The organism is Candidatus Neomarinimicrobiota bacterium, from assembly GCA_036476315.1.
Taxonomy (GTDB): domain Bacteria; phylum Fidelibacterota; class Marinisomatia; order Marinisomatales; family S15-B10; genus JAZGBI01.
Genome location: JAZGBI010000109.1, coordinates 1 through 21,476 on the forward strand (window position 1 = coordinate 1; position 21,476 = coordinate 21,476).

Sequence of the window (21,476 nt, forward strand, 5' to 3'; positions counted from 1 at the left end):
CCACACACTGTCCTGGCGCCTCTATACCAATGATTACTGGGCCCGTACAAGTATCTTTAGCAACATTTTTTCAGCCCGGTTCACTCATATGTTGAGTCCCAGATCGTACTACGAAGTTTTCCTTGAAAGAGTCGGGAAGAATTACAGGACAGGACCAGGTGCGGCCCGGGATACCTCAAGAATCCACGAAATTGTCCCAGACTTTAACGTGGATGAGTCCCCCTTCGGCTACCAGAAATTCCCGGTGTTTGCCATTGGAGATGGCATGGGAATGGGTGGATCGGTGAGTACATCACGCGACACCAGCAGCTTTGCCACCTGGACGGCCAGATTCAACTATTTCAGCCAGATCAACCAGCAAAACGAGATTTCAACCGGCTTCGAATTTGTTTACGATCAATTCGACCTACGATTCGGTGCCATCAACTGGGCCCTCCCTGAGGGCAATACCTGGACAGAATTCAGCCGGAGTCCCATCCGCGGCACCATCTATGCCCAGGACAAGTTGGAGACGAGAGGATTTGTCGGGATCCTGGGTCTCAACCTGGAATACATCAATCCAAACGGGGAGTGGTATGTCGTGGATCCCTACGATGCCGATTTCCTCTCCTCCGCCTATTCCCCGGACAGGGAGTCGGAATTTTCAACAGAAACAGCCAAGCCTCATTACTACTGGAGCCCGCGTCTCGGTATTTCTCACCCCATCACTGTCAATTCCAAACTGTATTTCAATTATGGTCATTATCGTCAGATGCCCAATTCCGACAGGCTTTACCGGATTCAGCGAGGCTCCGGGTACGTGCTCGACCGCCTGGGTGATCCCACCCTGCCCCTGGCGAGAACCATTTCGTATGAGTTGGGATATGACCAGGCCATTGCCGATCAGTACCTCATCCATGTGGCCGCTTACTATAAGGATATCAGCGATCAGCAGGACTGGACGCGGTACATAAACATTAAGGGAAACGTCAACTACTTCAGGCTCACAAACAACAGCTACGAAGATATCCGGGGCCTGGAAATCGATCTCTCCAAGAATGTTGGCAGGTGGCTGACGGGTAATATCAATTATGAATTCAGAGTGAACTCCGATGGTGAATTCGGATTTCCTCGCCATTACGAGAATCCCGCGGAGCAGAGGGACTACCTGAGAGACAATCCTCCTGAGCAGGAAAAGCCGGTTCCCCGGCCCCGTTTCAAGGCAAATCTGGCGTTTCACACGCCATACAACTTTGGACCAAGCATCGCGGGACAGAACTTGTTGGGTGGATGGCTGGTAAATGTTCTCACTTGGTGGACATCCGGAAGCTGGTTCGACTGGAATCCACACAAGGTCAAGGGGTTGAAAGACAATATGCAGTGGCGGCCTTACAAGAATATTGACCTCAAGGCGTCGAAGACCTTTCAGTTCGCCGGTATAAACGCGGCGTTCTTCCTGGATATCTACAACGTTTTCAATATCAAGAACTTCTCAAGGGAGTCGTTTTACGATGGCTTCGACTACGACTATTACATGTATTCGCTGCATCTGGAAGAGGGTGTCATCGAGAAGCTGAGTCGCGGTGAGACTCAACATCCCGGTATCTCCGGGAACGACCGTCCAGGTGACTATCGACAATCCGGTGTTGAGTTCGTACCCATTGAGTGGGTCCCCGTCGCTGAAAACCTGCCCGAAGAGAAACCTGCAGAAAGGGAGATGTACTATTACCTGGCCGATACGGAAGACTACATGGAATTCGTTGACGGTGAGTGGGTACCGGCAGACAGCAAGAGGATCGACGAAATTCTTGAAACAAAAGCCTACATTGATATGCCGAATCAAACGTACTTCACTTTTCTTAACCCGAGAGCGATCTTCTTCGGCATAAGGCTAAACTTCAGTCTCAAGTAGTGCAACACCAGGCCTCCAGACGTTTAGGGAGAGCAACATGCAACAGATGACACTCAGGAACTTGACGGCCAGACTGGTCCTCACAATGTTCATATTGGCGGGCGCGGCGGTGGCAGATGAAACCAAATGGATTGCAGTGGGAAATCTGCACAACTGGTACTCCAGCGCTGGCGGGGAAAGAGAAGTGGGCCGGACAGGCGAGATACCGGATCAACAAGACGGCTTAAGGTGGCCGGCTCAATTCAGATGGCAGGATACGCAAGCGGCAAAAGCGTTATGGATCGGTTCCACCAACTACAATGATCCAATCGTTGGCAAGACTTTCGATTACAAGGTGGTCCATGTAGGGCCCAGAGTGCTGGATGACCTGGACGAAATAATCCCCATGGAATTCAATATGGTCGGTCGATTCGGTCATCCAAACGTGTTCGTGGATGGCGTTCCTGGATCCAATCTTATGGTGGCTATGGATGAGGTGGATGAAATTGACCCCACGCTCAAGGCCGACAGAGTGATTTACAACGTGGTTCACACGGCCATAGGTATTACGCTCACCCGGAAAATCCACGCTTTCACCAATCCATATCACGATAACTACTTCATTTACGATTACGTCTTCAAGAACACAGGAATCGTTAAGAAGGACACCAGTATCACTCATTCGCAGACGTTGACGGACGTGGTCTTCTTCATTCAGTACCGCTATGCACCCACGCGGGAAGGAAGTGTCTACGGAGGGGGGTGGCTTCCCCAGTCGGCATCGTGGGGACACAATACGGTGAACGACGCGGTCTTCACGCATCCCGAAACGGGAGATCCCTTCAGGGTTCAATTCGCCTGGCAAGGCCTTCATTCCCAGGGTGCCTTCAGTACCATTGGAGGGCCGGCAGCCACAGGGGACGGTCACCTCACCAGTGCCCAGTACGTGGGTGTCATCACCCTCCACGCGGACAAGTCTGCTTCGGACCCGTCTGATGATCCCGATCAGCCGAGCACAACCATGTATTTACAGTCAGATCTGAGAATCACCTCGGGTAACAGCCAGTTTAACGATTCCCAGATGGCGGAAGAGTATGCTGCCATGACGGCCGGGCACCCCCTGAATAGGCACGGGGAGGATCTCGGCTGCCCCACCCCCATCGATTGCGGCGCACCTGCGAATACTTATGTCAAAGCCGGGGATCCCGGCAACCCCGGAGGCTATACCCACGGTCAGGGATTCGGTCCCTATACGCTTGCTCCGGGGGACAGCGTTCATATCGTCCTTGCGGAAGGGGTGGCGGGGATTGACCGCGAATCGTCGTATGACATCGGCGCCCAATGGTTGAGCGGCAGCGGACCGTTTCAGCTTCCTGAAAAAGTTGGAGGTGGCACCACAAATGACGCCGATTATTTCAAGAATGCCTGGGTGTACACCGGTGAAGATTCACTCTTTCAAACGTTTGAGAGAGCTCTTGAGAATTACGAATCCGACTTTGACATTTCTCAACCCCCCCCTCCCCCCGAACTTTTCGAGGTGAATTCGGGTGGAGACAGGATCTCATTGACGTGGACAGACAATGCTGAGTTCGATCCCGTCAATAATGCTGTGGGATACAGGATTTATCGGGCGATCCATGTACCCGATACCACGTATGAATTAATCTTTGAGTGCGGACAGGGCACGGATAACGCCATCGTACATGAGTATGATGATAGAAGCGCAATTCGTGGGTTCGACTACTACTATTACATCGTTTCATTCGATGACGGAAATTCCAACGACGTACAGGCTGGAGTTCCCCTCGTAAGCAGCAAATTCTATACCATGACAAGCGAACCTGCATCTCTGAAAAGACCCGCCGGAGAAAAACTGGCGAACATACGAGTTGTCCCCAACCCTTTCAACATAAAGGCCCGGGAACTCCAATTCGGAGAAAGTGACCCTGACCGTATTATGTTCTACAACATCCCCCCCGTCTGCAGAATCAGGATTTATACCGAGCGGGGCGATCTTGTCAAAACACTGGAGCACACCGATGGAAGCGGGGACGAGGCCTGGAACTCCGTGACCTCTTCCCGGCAGCTGGTGGTTAGCGGAGTCTATATAGCTCACATCGAAGTGACACAGGACTATCAGGATCCCGTCTCGGGCGAATTACTCTACAAGGTGGGAGATGCCGCCATCCGGAAGTTGATCATTATCCGATGATACATCCGTCGAAGCCCGGGAGAAAATAAGCCATGAACGAGAATACCATACGAAAACTCATTCCCAGACTGGCCTTGGGCGTTGCGATTATGGTGTGCACCGCCTGTGAAAACTATCTTCCGGAAGCCTTTCAGGAAGAAGAATTTTCGACTGCCCTTCTGGACGACAACGCCCGTACACTTCTGATAGATACCCTGACTGTTCCCGTCAACGCCTCTATTTCCGATACGCTAGATTCATTGATCGCAGACTCCAGTATAGTGTCCCCGGGAGATGTGAACTGGAATGTTGTGATGCCCGGAGACACCGGATACGTTGTTCTTGCCAATGATGGGACGACCAGCGGAGCGGCAGCAACACTATTCTTCTATGATGACATTGTTGCCATGGTCGTAACGGAGGAGGATGGCTCACCGGTTGAGCCGACCAGCGAACACATTCCCCTCGAGACTATCGCCTACGCGCCGGAAATCAGGACGCGACTGGGATACGACCTTTCAGGAGGCCAGGACTATGTAGTCCGGTTTGTCTCCTCAGTTTCATCATTTCACCTGGTTATTCTAGAAGGAGAGTAGCCAACAAGAGGGAGAAAGGTGATGTACAAACCTATCATAACCCGGTTGCTCATCATCATGATGATTCTCGCATCAGGGTCATACCTGACGGGACAGAACAAGAAACTGGGCCAGACGGGATTCCAATTCCTGAGTGTGACTTCCGATGCCCGGGCTGCCGGTATGGGTGGGGCCATGACCACCGTGGAAGCCTATTCCGCCTCACTGTTCTTCAATCCTGCCGGCATGGCAAGAGTGCCCAACCTTCTCGACGTGAGATTCAATCAGAACGAATGGATTGCCGACATTATGCACAACTCGTTCAGTCTTTCATTCAGACCGGGTGGTGGAGAATACGGTGTTTTCGGACTCAGCCTCCTTTCAGTGGACTACGGAGACATCCAGGGAACCATGGTCGCCGAGAACGAGCAAGGCTATGTGGAAACGGAAACATTCACTCCGTCGGCCCTCGCAGTGGGTATCGGATATGCCAGGGCTCTTACCGACAAATTCTCCGTTGGAGCCCATCTCAAGTCTGCGCACCAGTCTCTCGGGAAAAGCGTGATACCCGTGACAGATACGACCAATACATTGATCAAGAATCTGGCAAGGGCGACCGCGTTCGATTTCGGCACTATCTACTTTACAGGATTCAAAAGTCTCGCTTTCGGCATGTCCGTCCGCAATTTTTCCGATGAGATCAAGTTCGAGTCCGAAGGATTTCAGCTGCCGCTGACCTTCAGAATCGGGGTATCCATGGACGTCCTGGATTTGCTTCCTGAAAAAACCTTCCAGTCTCTTCTCGTTTCTCTCGATGCGGTTCATCCCCGGTCATATCCCGAGTACGTGGACCTTGGAATGGAATATACCCTAGCGGGCATGTTTGCCGTCCGAAGCGGTTATCTGTTCAACCGTGAGGAGCAAGGATTAACGGTAGGTGTGGGGGTCCAAAAACGGTTGAAAAACATCTTCTTTGCTGTGGACTATTCCTCGTCTCCATTCGGCGTGTTTGGCAACATTCAGAGGTTATCACTCCAGTTTTCACTGTAATGGACTATTGATCAGGGTGTTGGAGGACAATCCCATGAAACAATTGAGTGCAGAGAGGAATGTGACATGGATCCTCTCTTTGTTTGTCATTTCCATCTTCTCCGCTTGCGAAGAACCGGAATACCCGGAAAGTATCTGGGAGGGTGACGATGTGGGTGAAGCGTATCCTTCCATCTCTCTTGTTCAACCCGAGGACGGTTCACTGGCAGGTGTGGGTGAAGTCACCATAATCGGAGAAAATTTCTCCGCCGATTCTGCGGACAATATCGTCTTCTTTGACGGATCATTGGCAACCATCCTGAGCGCCAGTGAAATGGAACTGCTGGTGAGGGCACCCGATCTTTCGGGAGATTCACTCACCATCAAGGTAGCTGTGACCGGGGCATTCGAGTTCGCAGAGTATCACCCATATAAGCTGGAACCCGCCGTAACTGAATACGGAGCTTTTGGCGAGTTTGACGACATCTACGCCATGGCTATGGATACCGATGAAAACCTCTATATTTCGATCTATGCTCGTACCATTACGATGGTTGATTCAACAGAGGAGAAAAGTGAGTACGCTTCCTGGGGCGGTCCTCCCTTGATATTAGCAGGGATGAAAATGGGGCCTGACGGGTATCTCTACTTTGCCGCCAACCGAACCCAGCTTTACAGGATCAATCCCGACGACGGTTCCCGTGAAACTTTCGCCGTTTTTGAAGAAAAGGTCCTCGACCTGGATTTCGATTCCGACTTGAACCTGTACGCTGCGGGGAAAGAAGGAAGGGTTTTCCTGACCACCCCTGAAGGTGACACCGCAACCGTCGCCCAATATGACACAGAGATTGAGTTTAACTGCGTGCGAGTCTTCGGAGACCATGTATACCTGACGGGAGAATCACCAACACAAAAAGCTATCTGGCGAAACGAAATCGAAGATGGAGGAACATTGGGTCCCGGCGAACTTGTTTTTGACTGGGATGAGTTTGCAGGGGACCTGGGTCCATCAATTCAGGCAATTACTTTCGCAGAGGACGGAACCCTGTTCATAGGGTCGAACAGGGAGGAGGCCCTGTATGCCCTGGAACCTCCGTATAGCGAGTCCACACCCGAACCTCTCTATCCACAGGTTCTAGTACCCCCCGCCAGCTGGTTGTCCTGGGGCAATGGCAAGTACCTGTACGTAAACCGCCACAGCGATGACACTGCCCAACGACGCGTCCTCAAAGTGAACATGAAACAGGAGGGCGCCCCGTACTACGGAAGGCAATAACAGTTTCCAGGCTAAATAGATCGCTCCCCATCGTTGTTTCCTTTCTGGTCTTCCCCGGACTCATTCTCGGGGGCATCACTGGGAAGATTGCAGGAAGGATTGCTGATGCTCAAAGTGGTGATGGACTCGCAGGCGTAAATGTGGTCATTCAGGAAAGTGAGATGGGAGCTGCGACGGACAACAGCGGCTATTACGTCATACTCAATGTTCCCCCGGGGGACTATATGCTGAAAGCTTCCATGATCGGATACTCCGACGTAACCGCAACGAATGTTGTGGTGGTGATGGGTCAGACGACCACGCTCGACCTGAAGATGGAAACCGAGGTGCTGGCCGCGGAAGAAGTCACCATTGTCGCCGAGCGTCCCGTTGTGGTAAGGGATGTTTCAAACAGCCAGCTGAATGTCACCTCCGAGACCATTGAGAACATGCCCATCCTCGATGTTACGGAGGTGATTGGGCTCCAGGCCGGAATTCAGGGAATGACGGTCCGGGGAGGAAGTGCCCGCCAGACCGCTTTCGTGGTAGACGGGATTGTCCTGAATGACGAACGTTCAAACGATCCCTACACCTCAGTGAGTTTCGGCAGTATTAGTGAAGTCCAGGTGCAAACCGGCGGATTTAACGCCGAATACGGAGATGCAAGGTCGGGCATCATCAATGTTGTCACCAAAGGGGGCGGGAGGGATAGATACAGTGGCTCCATTATTCTCCGGTACAGACCCCCAGGCAAGAAACACTTCGGTCCATCGGTAGACGACCCAAACACCTTTTTCACACGCCCTTACCTGGATCCTGAAGTTTGCTACACGGGAACCGACAATGGTACCTGGGATGCTTACACCCAGAGGCAGTATCCGGCTTTTGAAGGATGGAATACCGTTTCTCAAGCGACACTTCAGGACAGCGATCCCACAAACGACCTGACACCTGAGGGGGCAAGACGACTTTTCAGGTGGCAGCACAGGAGAAACAGCAATATTGTGAAACCGGATCAGACCCTTGATGTCACGATAGGGGGACCCGTGCCCTGGATTGGCAAGGAGCTGGGAGATCTCCGTTTCCATTTTTCATACCGGGATCTCAAGGAAATGTTCATTATCCCCCTGGCCCGGAAAAGCTATGATGCGAATATAGGTCGTCTCAAGCTCACCACGGACATAAACCCGGAAACGAAATTGACGTTGACCGGAATGTACGGTGAAACCCATTCCGTTTCTCCATACCAGTGGCAGACCACACCCACGGGAGACGTTCTCAGATCCCCCTATGAGATCGCGAACTATGTAAGCAGCAGTTCCGGGAACAGTATCATCTATATGCCCGGTTGGTTCAGTCCCAGCACAATCTATCGAACTATATTGGGAGCGACATTCAGTCGCGTGCTGAGTTCAAGAACGTTTTACGAGGTGTATCTTCAGCACAACAGAAATCGGTACAACACCTACAAAATGGCAGACCGGGACACAACGCGAAAGTATGAGATCCTGCCCGGCTATTTTGTGGATGAGGCACCGTTCGGATACTGGGGCTATGGCGTGACCAGCATAGAGGGCATGAGGATTGGCGGATGGATGAACCTTGGACGCGACTCCAGTGTTGTGTCTACGACCACCCTCCGTTTCAATTTTACCAGTCAGCTCAATAGCACCAATCAGATTAAGAGCGGACTCAAGGTGACGTTCAATAACTACGACATCAACTCCTCCACCGAGAGTCCGTCCATGACAACCTGGACGCGAGATCAGGTTTATGAGGTCCACCCCTTTAGAATTGGAGTGTACGCTCAAGATAAACTGGAATTCGAAGGGTTTATCGCCAACGTGGGACTTCGTCTTGACTACTCCGACGCAAACTCGCCCCGGTATGAATTGGACTTTTATGACCCTTATTTCAAGGAAGGTTACGGACACCTGATTGAGGAAGAGGTACCGGTCGACAATGCGGAACCCCAATGGAGTTTGAGTCCCCGTCTGGGGGTGTCGCACCCCATTACCGACAATTCCAAGCTCTACTTCAATTATGGCCATTTTCGCCAGGAGCCTTCCTCTACCTACCGATTCAGGATTCAGCGGGAGTACAATGGACTCGTGACATCCATCGGGGAGCCAGATCTGCGGCTGGAGAAGACGGTCTCCTACGAATTGGGCTATACACACTATCTCTTCAACCGGCTTCTTCTGAATATTGCCGCTTATTACAAGGATGTGACGAACGAACACGGTTGGATCACCTATCAAAACATCAATAATTCGGTTCAGTACCTGAGGGCTTCAGATAATAATTATGAAGATATTCGCGGACTGGAATTCACGCTCGACAAGCGGGTAGGAAGATGGGTGACCGGTTTTGTCAACTATACCTACGAAGTGAGAACTTACGGATATTTTGGCCTGACTGAGTACTATGAGGATCCCAACAGACAGCGGGAATACCTGAGACAGAACCCCTATCAGGAAAGACCTCACCCCAGACCCTACATGCGAGCCAATCTCGATATTCATTCTCCTGAAAGATTTGGCCCGGAGCTCAACGGGGTCTACGCATTGGGAGATTGGAACGTCAATCTACTTGCAACCTGGCGAGCTGGTGCATTCACGACCTATAATCCCAACAGCGGACCCGGAATAGTGGATAATGTCCAGTGGAAAGACAGCCACAATATCGATCTCCGGGTGACAAAATCGTTGCGGATTGGAGGTCAAGAAATGCAGTTGTTCGTGGATCTCACAAACGTCTTGAATTCCAGATTCTTAAGCTACGCAGGTTTTTCCGACAATTTCGACTATCTCGACTACATGGAATCGCTGCACTTTGCCTGGGAGGAGGGTGTTGAGAACGGTAATGACAGAGTTGGGGAATACCGCGAGACTCAAGTGAATTACATACCCATGCAGTCGGTTTCCAGTCTCGACGTGGTTCTCGATCCCGAGCTCCCTGTACTTTACTATGACCTGGAGACAGAAAGATACGTACAGTTCGTGGAAAACGAATGGATGGAACGAGATGAAAGCTGGATCAAAAGGGAGGTCATCGATAAGAAGGCGTACATCGACATGCCCAATCTCACCTATTTCACCTACCTGAATCCCCGGAATGTCAAGCTCGGCATCAAAGTGAGTTTCTAATTCATGGAGAGGGTTTCGAATCTCCATGGATAAACACATAGTAGTCTGGGCCAGCGTGCTGTCTTTTTCTTTTCTCTGGGCCCAGGTGGGGGAAAACGAAAAAAGGTACGTTCGAGTTGGCACCCTGCAGAGTCATTTTTCCGCCTACGGCTCGGAACGTGCCTGGAACAACACCTATTATGAGGGACTAATCTGGCCGGCGGACTACCCCTATCAGGACAATGCCGTCATAAAAAGAGCCTGGATTGCCGCAACAGATTTCACGGATTCAGAGGACGAGCACTGGGACGTCTGGGGAACCTATATTTCCAGTGGATACGTGCAGAATTCCCTGTTTCCCATGAAACTGACTCAAGTAGCCAGATTTGAATCCCCTGTTGTGTTCGTCGATGGAAACAACATAACTGCCCCGTATGCAGGGGATGTAGATGAATTCAATCCTGGCCAGATACCCGATCGAATCGTGACCAATGTTGTCAACACTTCACTCGGTCTCACCATGACCCGTCGAGTCCTGGCATTCAGTCAGCAGTACCATGACAATTACTTCATCAAGGAATTCGTTTTCACAAACACAGGAAACGTGGATTTCGATGACGACATTGAACTCAATGCCACCCTGAAGGGAGTTCGTATCGGATGGGGAACGCGTTACAGTGTCTCGCGGGAAGGATCCATTGCGGTCGACGGTCAGCAGTCATGGGGCAAACATACCTGGGTGAGTAAGCGTGGAGAGGACTACCCCTCCCATGCGGCAGAGTCCATAACGGAGGATAATCCCATTGTGGACTGGATCAGGTGTGGTTTCAGCTGGTTCGGTCAATCAGAAAGGGTGTCCTTTGACAATATTGGCGCCCCGGATGTGAGGCATGACGGCCGTCTTACCTCTCCTCATCACGCGGGAAGTGCGATTCTTCATGTAGATAAAAGTGTCACCGACAGAAGTGACGATCCTCATCAGCCTGCCGTACTCGGGTGGCACGCGGGCGATTCTTATCCGTCGGTGGGTAATATCACTCCTTCGGACATGAACAATATGATCAAACTGTACGATTTCCTGAGCGGTAAACCCTATCCGAGTGAAAACTCGGGGGATACCCTGAGGATGGACGAGACATTTCTGGAATCTATCACGCACCGCCTGGACCCTTACACCATTCACAATGACGGAGGGGGAACCAATGTCTGGATCTGCTATGGTCCGTTTGATATACCTCCCGGAGACAGTATTGTCATTGTCGAGGCGGAGGGAATCAGCGGACTGAGCCGGCAAGAATGTGAAGAAATCGGTCGAAGGTGGAAAAAAGCTTACGACAATCCCAGCGATTCCGGTCCCTTTATTCTTCCCGACGGTTCCGAGACGAGTGACAAGGATGTTTTCAAGAACACGTGGGTGTACACGGGCAAGGACTCCATTCTTCAAACGTTTGGAAGGGCAAAAAGAAACTACGACCTGGGATACCTGATTCCCCAGCCCCCTCTGCCTCCTCCTGTCTTTGAGGTGACGTCCGGAGGAGACAAGATCATGCTCACGTGGAGCACCAGTCCTACGGAAGGAGAACCGGATTTTGCGGGCTACAAAATCTTCCGTGCCGTGGGAAAACCAGATACCACCTATGAACAGATAGCCGCTCTTAGCCCGGGCGAAACGTTGTTTGATGACGTGACTGCGGTTCGCGGATTCTCTTACTACTACTATATCGTGGCGTACAACGACGGGTCCAGTAACTCAACAGGAGAGGCAAATCCGATGGGCATACTCCACAGCAGCAGGTTCTACACAAGAACCACAGAACCCGCATTTCTCAGGCGGCCAGCAGGAAAGTCCCTTGAGAAGATCCGGGTAGTGCCGAACCCCTTTCATATCGCTGCGGGCGACCTTCAGTACACGGGCGAAAAGGACAAAATCATGTTCCTGAATATTCCCGCACGTTGCACCATCAAGATTTTTACAGAAAGAGGTGATTTGATAAAAACCATTAATCATGCAGACGGCAGCGGAGACGAAGCGTGGAATTCGGTAACGTCATCGCGTCAGGTCGTGGTGAGCGGTATATACCTGGCTCACTTCAAGGTGACTGAGGACTACACCGACCCGGCCACGGAAGAACTTCTTTACAGGAAAGGGGATACTGCCATCCGCAAATTCGTTGTTATCCGGTGAGTCACTCTCTGGACTCCAAAATTATGTTGACCTGTTCGGTCGAAATACATAATTTGGACGAAAGAAGGGGAGAGATACACTCCCCTTATAAGGAAACAAGCATTCAAAACAGAGGGGGTGACAAATGAATAGACTGCTAAAGCTGATGATCATCATCATAGCCGTGTCCGGTGTTATGGCTGCGCAGTGGACCTATGAGGAGGACTTCTTCGAAGGTACGCTAATTCACGGTGTTGTTGTGGATCCGGACGGCAAGATATGGATAACCCAGTACGCTCAGACAGACACTCTTGTGTTGACGTCAACCGATACGGTTACCGCGTCAGGGATATCCGTATTTAACTCCGATGGAACTGAAGCATCCTTTTCACCCATCACAACGTTGACCGTGGATGGAGTGACGGATACCCTCATCTATAGCAACCGGGGAATCTCCCTTGACGGTGATGGAAACATCCTTACATCCACCGGATCCCTCTACCAAATAAACTATCAGACGGGCGAAGGGATGAACAAATACATGTTCGAGGGTTCGGGTGCCCAACCGTTGACGGAGGCGGGAGCAGACGACAATGGCTTTGTCTACATCGCTCACGTGCTCAACGGACATGCACTGGTGATCCTGGATGAGGATTGGTCAGAATACAATGTGGTGGCGGACACAGTCCACACTATCCAACGCTCCATTCTCGCGAGCCCCGATGGAAAAGATGTCTACGTAGGTGCAATATACACTACCTACAACGGGATTCTCCATTATCACAGTGACGATGGCCCCGACGGAACGTACTCACTTGTCGATACCCTCTACGGGAAAACCGGCAAACAGTTGTGGGCGCAAATCCTGGACTGGGATAACAACGGCCTCCTCTGGGTCGGCACCTATTGGAATGTGGATGCCGATGATTTTACCGGTTGGTACGCGCTGGATCCCACGCAGGACTACTTTGCCGTCGACACTATCGGACATAATGCAAATACAGCGGATCCTCCCGCTATCGGAGATACGCCACCTGCCGGGGGTAGCTATTACGCCCCCAGGGGGATAGCCTTCAGTGCAGATGGACTGACGGCCTACACCGCAGATTTTGACGGCGGCGTAGTCAAGAAATGGACCAATTCAGATCCAGCTCAACCGGGAGACACACCGATCCTGCCTGACCTGAGGATAGACTACGAAAGAGGTAATCCCATAATTGCAGTGGAGTTTACCCTTTCTCAGAACTATCCCAATCCGTTCAATCCGACGACGACTATTCCTTACGATCTGAAACAAAGCGGTATGGCGAAATTGACCGTCTACGATATGCTCGGACGGGAAATCGCAACACTCGTCAATGAACCGAGACCGGCTGGTCGTTACAAGGTTCTCTTCGATGCCACTGGATTGGCTTCAGGTATGTACGTCTACAAACTGGAGTTCAACAACCGTGTGATTTCAAAGAGAATGACGTACATGAAGTAGAACATCGCGCCGGTTTAATCTCTAAAGAAGGGCCGACGGAATCCCGTTCCGTCGGCCTTTTCTTGCTTATTCCCATCCCGGGTTTCTAAATTCCTTCATCAACTCAGCCGCATCTTCAGGAGAATAAGACCATGTTGGTGAAGATCTTCAAAAGTGCCGACGATTACTCGAAGGCCGCTGCACGGGTAATCGCCAGACTGATCGGCCGAAAGCCGGATGCCGTTTTGGGGCTGGCCACCGGATCTACGCCTGTCCCTCTTTACAATGAACTCATTCGACTTCATCAAGAAGAAGCTTTAGACTTTTGCAGGGTCACCACGTTCAATCTCGATGAATACGTGGGCATTACTCGGACTCACTCCCAGAGCTATCACGCCTTCATGAAGGAGAATCTGTTCTCAAAAATCAACATCCCCTCCGAGAATATTCACGTTCCCAACGGAACGGTGGAGAATATCGAGCAGCAGTGCGAATGGTATGAGGAAAGGATTAGACTCAAAGGCGGGATCGATCTTCAGGTGCTGGGGATCGGCGGAAACGGACACATCGCCTTCAATGAACCGGGCTCTTCACTGGGATCCCGCACACGAATAAAGACATTATCTGAGCGAACTCGAGATGATAACAGCCGGTTCTTTGACTCTATGGACAAGGTTCCGAAATATGCCATTACCATGGGAATCGGTACGATCATGGAATCTCACCGGCTTCTCCTCCTGGCTTCGGGCAAGAGCAAGGCCAAAGCCATAAAAAACACCGTGGAGGGTCCCATTACCGCTATGGTGCCCGCCACGATTGTCCAGATGCACCGTTACGCCATGATCTACATCGATGAGGCAGCCGCTTCTGCCCTCAGCCGTGAATACGAAAAAATAAAACCCGAAGACGTCGCCAGAAAGAGAAGCGTTACGATACAGCTCTAAGGTATCATTTGAGGAGAAGCATTCTCCTGGCCTGAAAAAGGCCGCCTTCCCGATCCAGATAATAGATATAGACGCCCGATCCTGCCCGGGTACCCGATTCCGTTTCACCGTTCCATTCGACACTATGAATTCCCGCCGGGAATTCACGGTTTACAAGCGTCTTCACGTGGCGTCCGGCGATGTCGTAAATGGTGAGCTGCACCCTGCCAGGTGTGGGGAGTTCAAAGGGTATCACCGTACGGTTGTTGAAAGGATTTGGATAGTTCTGCAAGAGACGGAATTTCTCCGGCAGACGAGGTCCGGCATGGGCCACCGAGAGGGGAGGCGTTTTCCTTACTATCCGGAGATCGTCGAAATAGATGGTTCCGCTGGTGGCTGCCCCCTGTTCGTGAGTGAGTTGAAAACTGTCTATCCGGAGGTCGCCTTCGAGGATTCCATTTCCAATCCAGTTTCCCACGGGATCAGATCCCAGATCCCATTCAACCAGCCTCCAACCCACCCAATCTATGGTCCTCCAGGGACTGACTTCATGATACGCCGCTGTACCTTCAGCAGGAGCGTGGTCATCCACGCAGAACCGGAATTTGTTGTGACTCCCGTCACCGTATAAATAACACTGAAGCACGTAACTCGTATCGAACAGTACATCTCTGGGGGCTCCTCCCGAAAGATACTCCCGGAGCAGATGTTCAGACGCCGATTGGTCCCACACATAGGTGAGCTTGGCCGATTTCTTCGGTGCGGAAGCTGGAAGATAGGTTTCCGTGCTGTACCCAAAACTCGTCCCTGCCAGTATTCCCGTGGTGGAACCGCTGTAACCGGGCGATTCCCAGTTGCCGGGAAACGTAAATTTGTCAATCAGGATTTCCTCCATATAGCCCTGATTAAGGGTCGTGAAATCAATGGTCATATGGGAACCCACGGTGTTACCCAGCAGATCCTTGATCGTGCTGTGAAGAAAAATCTGGTACGATCGCTCCGGATCCAGTGGATCGTCCGATTGGATGCTGAGGACCGATCTGTTGTTGTACGTTGTCAGGAGAAGACTTCTGTCGATACCTGTGGATCCTCTGTTAAGGAGAACGGTCGTGTCATTGATGGAACCGGGATCCACGAGCTCGTCAAAGAGAATTGTCACAACATCTTCTACATCGAACATGTCCATCTCAGTCTCATAATACGGGTAGCTGAAAACAATCCCGGGCCCTGTCACGTCTTCTTCTTCGGTTCTGAAATTGAGCTCGTAAGGGTCCCCTCCCACCCCGTCGCCGTCTCCATCGATGGCCGATCCGTTGATATCCAATGCCCCAGTGTCTATCGTGAACCTGTAACTGTTGGCATAATTGAGAACCTGTTCAAACTGGATAGTGAGGGTCCTGTGATCGCTCGACCAGATTATCTGCTCCACGGCCGCGGTGGGCGATAGAGTTATAGCATCCGGCACCGTTTGCACGTCCATCGTTTTCGAGAATGAAATGATAATCTCTGCGCTCACGCTGATCGTATCCCCCTCGACCGGATCGGACTGAATCACCGTGGGCGGAAAGGATGGAATCGAGTCACTCATGACAACATTGGAAAGGGGAGATTCGTTCCAGTACCGGTTCAGCGTGGTGGCTCCGTAGCTGTACTGGCCGTTGAAATCCTGCGTTCCCGGGAAACTGTCCGAAACAGTGAAGGCACGATTTCCAAACACTCTCTCAACAATCAGATCATCACCAGTCTTCACGTTCGCGTCTTCCGATCGATAGACTACGTACCAGTTATCGACTCCACCCGTATCACGGGGTGTGACGGTCAATCGATACTTCAGCGAATCGATCTTGATGATATCGATAGTCGGACTATCAGGATATGTTGTATCCACAAGGGCAGTGCCACGAACTTTCGTTTTGGCTGGAAAGAATTGCTTCGCTTCCTCCCAGTATTGATAGTAGTCCCAAGTGCCATACCTAAAGAACTGAAAACCGTCGACCCAGGGCACACTGCGGGAAGTCTCGACGATCTGGGGATGGTTTCTCCACCTGTTCTGGTCGGCCAGGGCATAAGACCCGGGCCCCACGCTGTAAAGCCGGCCGTTGGAAATCCCCTTTTCAATATGGTCTTCCCAGCATTGAGGACAGGAGCCCGTCAGCATCCCGTAGAATTCATTTCCCGTTGTCCAGTGGTAATGCATGGGGGTCAACTGATCGATATGCCCTTCGTTGAACCATAGAGCGGCATCCTGATAAACGACGCCGTATCCCTGCCAGCCAGACCAGTTGTATTTCCCCAGCGCCGCCACGGAGAGGCGTACCCACGGTTTCACGGCCTGAATGGAGTCGTGCAGTACCCGGACAAATTCGGTCACCGTCCACCGCCACCAATCCTCCCAGGAGGGGAATTGGCCTCCGTCAACACTGTCCGGAGGATCCTCACTGTACGGATGTGCCGCGTCGTACAGGTATCGTCCGCCCGGATTCTCCTGCAGTTCCCGTATCTGTTCTTCCGTAATCATTCCATCAGAGTACCGGTTTTCTTCCACCAACCGCGCAAACCCGCGGGATCGCTGAGAACTCGTGAATTCATTCCAGCGGACGTAGTCCAGATGAAGGCCATCGATATCGTAATTGTCAACGATTTCCATGGCGACGGAGAGGAGATATTCCCTCACTGCTTCAAGTCCGGGTGAGAGAGCAAGATTGGACGTCATAGGATTGCCGTCGCGATCTCTGCAGATCCACTCCTCGTGCTCCTGGCTGGGACTCCCAGGGTAACTGCTCCTGGCCTCGAACACATTCATCCATGCGTGAAGTTCAAGACCTCGTTTATGTGCCTCCTCCACCGCATAGGCGAGAGGGTCATAGCCGGGGTCCTGGTGACCCGCGTAAGAGCCCCACGGTTCGTAGGAGGACGGATAATAGGCGGTCCCGCTCTGGCGGGCCTGCCACAACACGGCGTTCATGTTGCCTTTTCTGTGATTATCCATGATGGACCGGGCGAGAGCCTGATTCTCTTCAACACTACTGCCCGAATTGATTAAATCCCACGTGACCACCCAGGTAGCCCGGAATTCCTCGTTGGCAGTTGCCGAGAAAACGCAGCCTAACGAAAGGAATACCGAAACATAGATAACCCGATTCATCCGCGAATTCAGTGTTGACTTTCGATGAGCATCACCCTGCCGTCCATATCCGTCACCACCACCCGCTGTGCGTCCACGGGAGCCACCGTGTTCACCACCGTGACGCCCATTCGGTGTTTCCACCTGAGGTCTCCGGTTTGGGCGCCTGCGGCAATCACAAGACCATTCTTGGTTCCAAAAAAGACGACGCCGTCTTTTTCCACCGGCATGGAAGGGTCGATGTCGTAGCCATAACCACAGGAGGTTGACCAGATAATCTCCGGTTCCTGAGCTGAGGCGGAAAAGGCGAACAGGGTATCCCACATGGACCGGGCGTAGACCGTGGCGCCGTCTTCGGAAATGCCGATGGTTTCCCTCACGTTATACCCATCGGCTCGCCACACGGTTTTTCCCGTTTCAACGTCGATGGCCGTCATGAACCTGTCCGGGGCAACAATGAAAACCTTCTTTTCAGATCCTACAGGCCAGCAGGCGGCGGGAGAATAGAGCGTGGAAGGATTCCCGTTCCACCACTTCCAGGCAAGGGAGCCGTCGCGAGAATCCAGTGCGTAAAGATAGGAGTCCCAGGCGCCAAAGACGACCCTGTCCTCATAGACGAGCGGCCTGGTTTCAACGAAGCCACCCACCTCGGAAAACTCCCACACCCGGGTCCCCAATTCCAGATCGATTGCCCTGAAAGTACCGTCACTTCCACCCACGTATACCGTGCCGCCACGGACCGCCGGCGCTGCCACCACCGGAGCCCCGGTTGCATATTGCCATAAGCGATTTCCATTCTCCATATCGAGACAGTAGATACTGCTGTCCGCTGAGCCAAATACCACCTTTCCACCTGCTATTTGGGGAGTCGAATAGACGGATGACCCCGTCTGAATCCTCCATCTCTCCGTCCCATCCTTCACCGAGAGATCGTGCACGGTTCCGTTGCTGTTCCCTACTACCACATGATCCCGCCAGACCGCAGGTGCGGAGGCAATGGTATGGTCCGTGTCAAATTTCCACTTCACCTGCGCCTGTGGATAGGCTGCATTTATGGAAAAGTCCGGTCGCTCGTATTCCGTGGTATCAGAGAGATAGTCTCTCTCTTCAAGTGACAGCCGGTGCCAGGACGGTTTGGTCCCTTTCCCGGTGGTTCGTTCGTAGAAAATAAGACTGTCTCCGAGGATATCCACAATCGTGTATCCTCCCACCGGATCTTTGCCCCTCAGAGCGGATCGGCCGATTACACCAGGTATTCCTTCAAAATCGAGGACCCTGTTGCGATGGCCATGGCCCACCAATATGGTTTTTATGTTGAACGGTTTGATTCTATCGAGCAGTTCATACCAGTTGTCTATGGAGGAGTCGACAGGATAGTGCGTGACAAATATGAGTGGCTCTTCTTTCTCGGGAAGGTTCACCAGAACCGAATCGAGCCACCTCAGATCCTCCGGTGAAAAATGTCCATCCCCCATGCGCATCAGGGGACCCTCGTGCAATCCGATGAAACGGAAACCCCCGAACTCAAAGACAAACCTGTCGCTTCCCCACAGCTTGGGAAACTTTGTCGCTCCCGACCCAGACCATTTGGTGTCGTGGTTGCCGGGAACAATGTAGTACGGCTTGCGGAGACTATCGAGAATCGCTTTGGCAAGTTCCAGACTGGAGTCGTCTCCCGTCTCTGTGATATCTCCCGAAATGAGAGTGAAGTCAATGTCGTTCATCCGGTTGATATCGTGCATGGCGAGACTCAAATCTTCGGCACCGGTACTGCTGCCCACATGAGTATCGCTCAGCCAGGCAAAGCGTGCGACAGTTTCCCGGTCCTCAGCAAATGTGACTGAGATAGAAAGGTAACTGAGAATCAGGAAGCAATAACGGAAAAACAATGTCACCTCAACAGCACCGCCCTTCTGGTCTGAACGAATTGGCGTGTGTGATCATTGGTAGTCTTACCCGTGAAGGATCTGGCAAACATGCGGATAAAGTAGGTTCCACTACTCACAGCCGAATTTACAAACCGTTCGCACTATTGTTCACTTAACCTATCTAATCTTGATGAAGAACCGTGCAATTGTTGTCACAACAAGACAGCGGACCCGGTAGTGGAGCCCGTCAGGCAGTCGGTTCTCAGAACTGCACCAAGGGAGGAACGACCAATTGTCGATTAAGATCACTCCCCCAAAAAACCAACATAGGAATACCTGTGAGTTCAATACTCTGCAGGTGAGAGGCATTGATTTTGACCTGAGCCTTATCGCGCAACTCCCTGATCCGTTCAGCAATCTGCTCTTTGTCGCTTTCGACAGTCTTGTTCTGATGGAGAGCAGATATGCCCATCATGTACAAGAAATATCGGCGCCACATCTGAGTGTCAGCACGGACCCGTAGAGTGGACTCCAAGCCCAACTCTTTTGCTCTTTCAGCTAAATAATGGTCACGAACCGTACTTTTCAAGAATCCTGTCAAGCTTTTGCTCAGCGCTTCACCATTCTCGGTGTTAATGGGGTAATCATACTTTCTGAGCAAGAGCAACACATCTTTTCCATCCCATACAAAATCAGGAGCTTGAATAACCGGCAGGGAGAGATCAAACGCCTCAGATAACTTGATCTCGTCGCGAAGGATCATGGGCGGTTGGAGCGAATCCTCAGAACGAAAATCGAGCTCTGCTCTGAGAGACTTTATGACCTCAAGAAACCCCACTGCCTTTTGCCTGATTGTCAGGGGTGCCAGTAGATTGTTCACGTATTCATTTGCCAATCGGCTCTCTACCCGGGCTTGAAGGAGCTGTTTTACCTGCTGCCGCTTGTTATGAAGCTCATACGGGGTTAGAAACAGATCCTGCACCCTGTGTTCGACAAAAAGGATCGCATACCCATGAGACAACTCAACAACCTCCGAAGCCTCACCAGGATTTAACTGGTAAGCGGTTCTTTCCACCTGAATGGGTACTGTGCCATCCCCCCAATGAATTGATGAATGGGTAATCTGAGTCCTGTGATCATTTTCTGCTTCTATTGCTAGATCTTCAAATGTTTTTCCGGAGCGAAGCGATTTGCGCCATTCTCCAGCAATGTCTTCATCCTTACTGAATAGTGCCCGAACTTTCAACTGTTGAGTTGATTTTTGTAATGCCTGATGAATCGGTTCCGAATCGGGTTCCGCGTGAGCACGAATCTCTTCAAGGTAGAGTTCACGAATAAGAGCCTGTTGCCTGGCGAAATCCACCGCCTCTATGTATTCCGGTGAATCATCCAGGCGATTCTCCACTGCCCACTGACTCACCACCATCTCGTCAATCAATGCGTCCAATGCCCTCTTATTCCTTTCTGTCACCTTATGAAATTCAGGGAAGGGTGTGAATTCCAATCGTTGTATAAACTGTTCTTTCGTAATCGGTTCACCATTGACGAGAGCCACATTTTCCTCAGAAATCCGTTGCGGTTCTTTTGCGCAATTGATGAGAAATAAAACGGGTATTAAATAGACAAATCCCCGTCTGTTGTAGCTTTGTTTCAAACCCATTTTTTGATATTTATTCGAAATTATGTTTGACCGATCTTTTACAGTTGCAAAAGCTAACTTCACGAATACAGGCAGTTACGGAGACCAAAAACGGGCTTGGCACTACACTTTTCTCATCTGTGTCGTGTTTCATGGCATCTGCCCCGGAGCGATAACGACTCTTGGTTTGACCTTGCCGTTATCCACAACCTGAAGATATTGGTTCTTGCCGGATTTCTTGATTC

General features: G+C 51.4%; 12 protein-coding genes. 9 read left to right on the forward strand and 3 right to left on the reverse strand.

Annotated elements, in window-relative coordinates; all coding sequences use genetic code 11:
- The 9 genes from V3U24_11520 to nagB form a co-directional block, all read left to right on the forward strand.
- Positions 1 to 1,891: TonB-dependent receptor (locus V3U24_11520; protein ID MEE9168071.1), on the forward strand; the 1,891-nt coding region annotated here is incomplete at its 5' end.
- 37 nt (positions 1,892 to 1,928) lie between these two features.
- A complete protein-coding gene (locus V3U24_11525) occupies positions 1,929 to 4,082 on the forward strand; it encodes a fibronectin (GenBank protein ID MEE9168072.1) in 2,154 nt (717 codons plus the stop codon).
- A 32-nt stretch (positions 4,083 to 4,114) separates the two neighbouring features.
- Entirely contained in the window at positions 4,115 to 4,657 is a 543-nt protein-coding gene (locus tag V3U24_11530) for a hypothetical protein (GenBank protein ID MEE9168073.1), read from the forward strand.
- Positions 4,658 to 4,678: 21 nt separating this feature from the next.
- Positions 4,679 to 5,686: a PorV/PorQ family protein gene (locus V3U24_11535; protein MEE9168074.1), complete on the forward strand. Its 1,008-nt coding sequence runs from the start codon at positions 4,679 to 4,681 to the stop codon at positions 5,684 to 5,686.
- Positions 5,687 to 5,720: 34 nt separating this feature from the next.
- On the forward strand, positions 5,721 to 6,941 hold the full coding sequence (locus V3U24_11540; GenBank protein ID MEE9168075.1) for an IPT/TIG domain-containing protein: 1,221 nt from the start codon (positions 5,721 to 5,723) through the stop codon (positions 6,939 to 6,941).
- Between the two features lie 62 nt (positions 6,942 to 7,003).
- Positions 7,004 to 10,069 carry a TonB-dependent receptor gene (locus tag V3U24_11545; protein MEE9168076.1) on the forward strand — a complete coding sequence of 1,022 codons (3,066 nt, stop codon included), beginning with the start codon at positions 7,004 to 7,006 and terminating at the stop codon, positions 10,067 to 10,069.
- Positions 10,070 to 10,094: 25 nt separating this feature from the next.
- Entirely contained in the window at positions 10,095 to 12,233 is a 2,139-nt protein-coding gene (locus V3U24_11550) for a fibronectin (GenBank protein ID MEE9168077.1), read from the forward strand.
- A 124-nt stretch (positions 12,234 to 12,357) separates the two neighbouring features.
- Positions 12,358 to 13,698 (forward strand): T9SS type A sorting domain-containing protein, encoded by a 1,341-nt coding sequence (locus V3U24_11555; GenBank protein ID MEE9168078.1) that lies wholly within the window; start codon positions 12,358 to 12,360, stop codon positions 13,696 to 13,698.
- A 131-nt stretch (positions 13,699 to 13,829) separates the two neighbouring features.
- Entirely contained in the window at positions 13,830 to 14,621 is a 792-nt protein-coding gene (gene nagB, locus V3U24_11560; protein MEE9168079.1) for a glucosamine-6-phosphate deaminase, read from the forward strand.
- Positions 14,622 to 14,625: 4 nt separating this feature from the next.
- On the opposite strand, the gene V3U24_11565 is transcribed toward nagB, so the two are convergent.
- The 3 genes from V3U24_11565 to V3U24_11575 form a co-directional block, all read right to left on the reverse strand.
- Positions 14,626 to 17,868: a family 10 glycosylhydrolase gene (locus V3U24_11565; protein ID MEE9168080.1), complete on the reverse strand. Its 3,243-nt coding sequence runs from the start codon at positions 17,866 to 17,868 to the stop codon at positions 14,626 to 14,628.
- On the reverse strand, positions 17,754 to 19,619 hold the full coding sequence (locus V3U24_11570) for a PQQ-binding-like beta-propeller repeat protein (GenBank protein MEE9168081.1): 1,866 nt from the start codon (positions 19,617 to 19,619) through the stop codon (positions 17,754 to 17,756). Before V3U24_11570 ends, V3U24_11565 begins: the two co-directional genes overlap by 115 nt.
- Positions 19,620 to 19,854: 235 nt before the next feature.
- The gene (locus V3U24_11575; GenBank protein MEE9168082.1) at positions 19,855 to 21,147 is read right to left on the reverse strand and encodes a peptidylprolyl isomerase; all 1,293 of its coding nucleotides are present in this window, start codon (positions 21,145 to 21,147) and stop codon (positions 19,855 to 19,857) included.
- Positions 21,148 to 21,476 lie beyond the last annotated feature (329 nt).

Coding starts and splice junctions, on each gene's coding strand:
- V3U24_11525 (MEE9168072.1), top strand. CDS start 1,929: ATGCAACAGATGACACTCAGGAACTTGACGGCCAGACTGGTCCTCACA.
- V3U24_11530 (MEE9168073.1), top strand. CDS start 4,115: ATGAACGAGAATACCATACGAAAACTCATTCCCAGACTGGCCTTGGGC.
- V3U24_11535 (MEE9168074.1), top strand. CDS start 4,679: ATGTACAAACCTATCATAACCCGGTTGCTCATCATCATGATGATTCTC.
- V3U24_11540 (MEE9168075.1), top strand. CDS start 5,721: ATGAAACAATTGAGTGCAGAGAGGAATGTGACATGGATCCTCTCTTTG.
- V3U24_11550 (MEE9168077.1), top strand. CDS start 10,095: ATGGATAAACACATAGTAGTCTGGGCCAGCGTGCTGTCTTTTTCTTTT.
- V3U24_11555 (MEE9168078.1), top strand. CDS start 12,358: ATGAATAGACTGCTAAAGCTGATGATCATCATCATAGCCGTGTCCGGT.
- nagB (MEE9168079.1), top strand. CDS start 13,830: ATGTTGGTGAAGATCTTCAAAAGTGCCGACGATTACTCGAAGGCCGCT.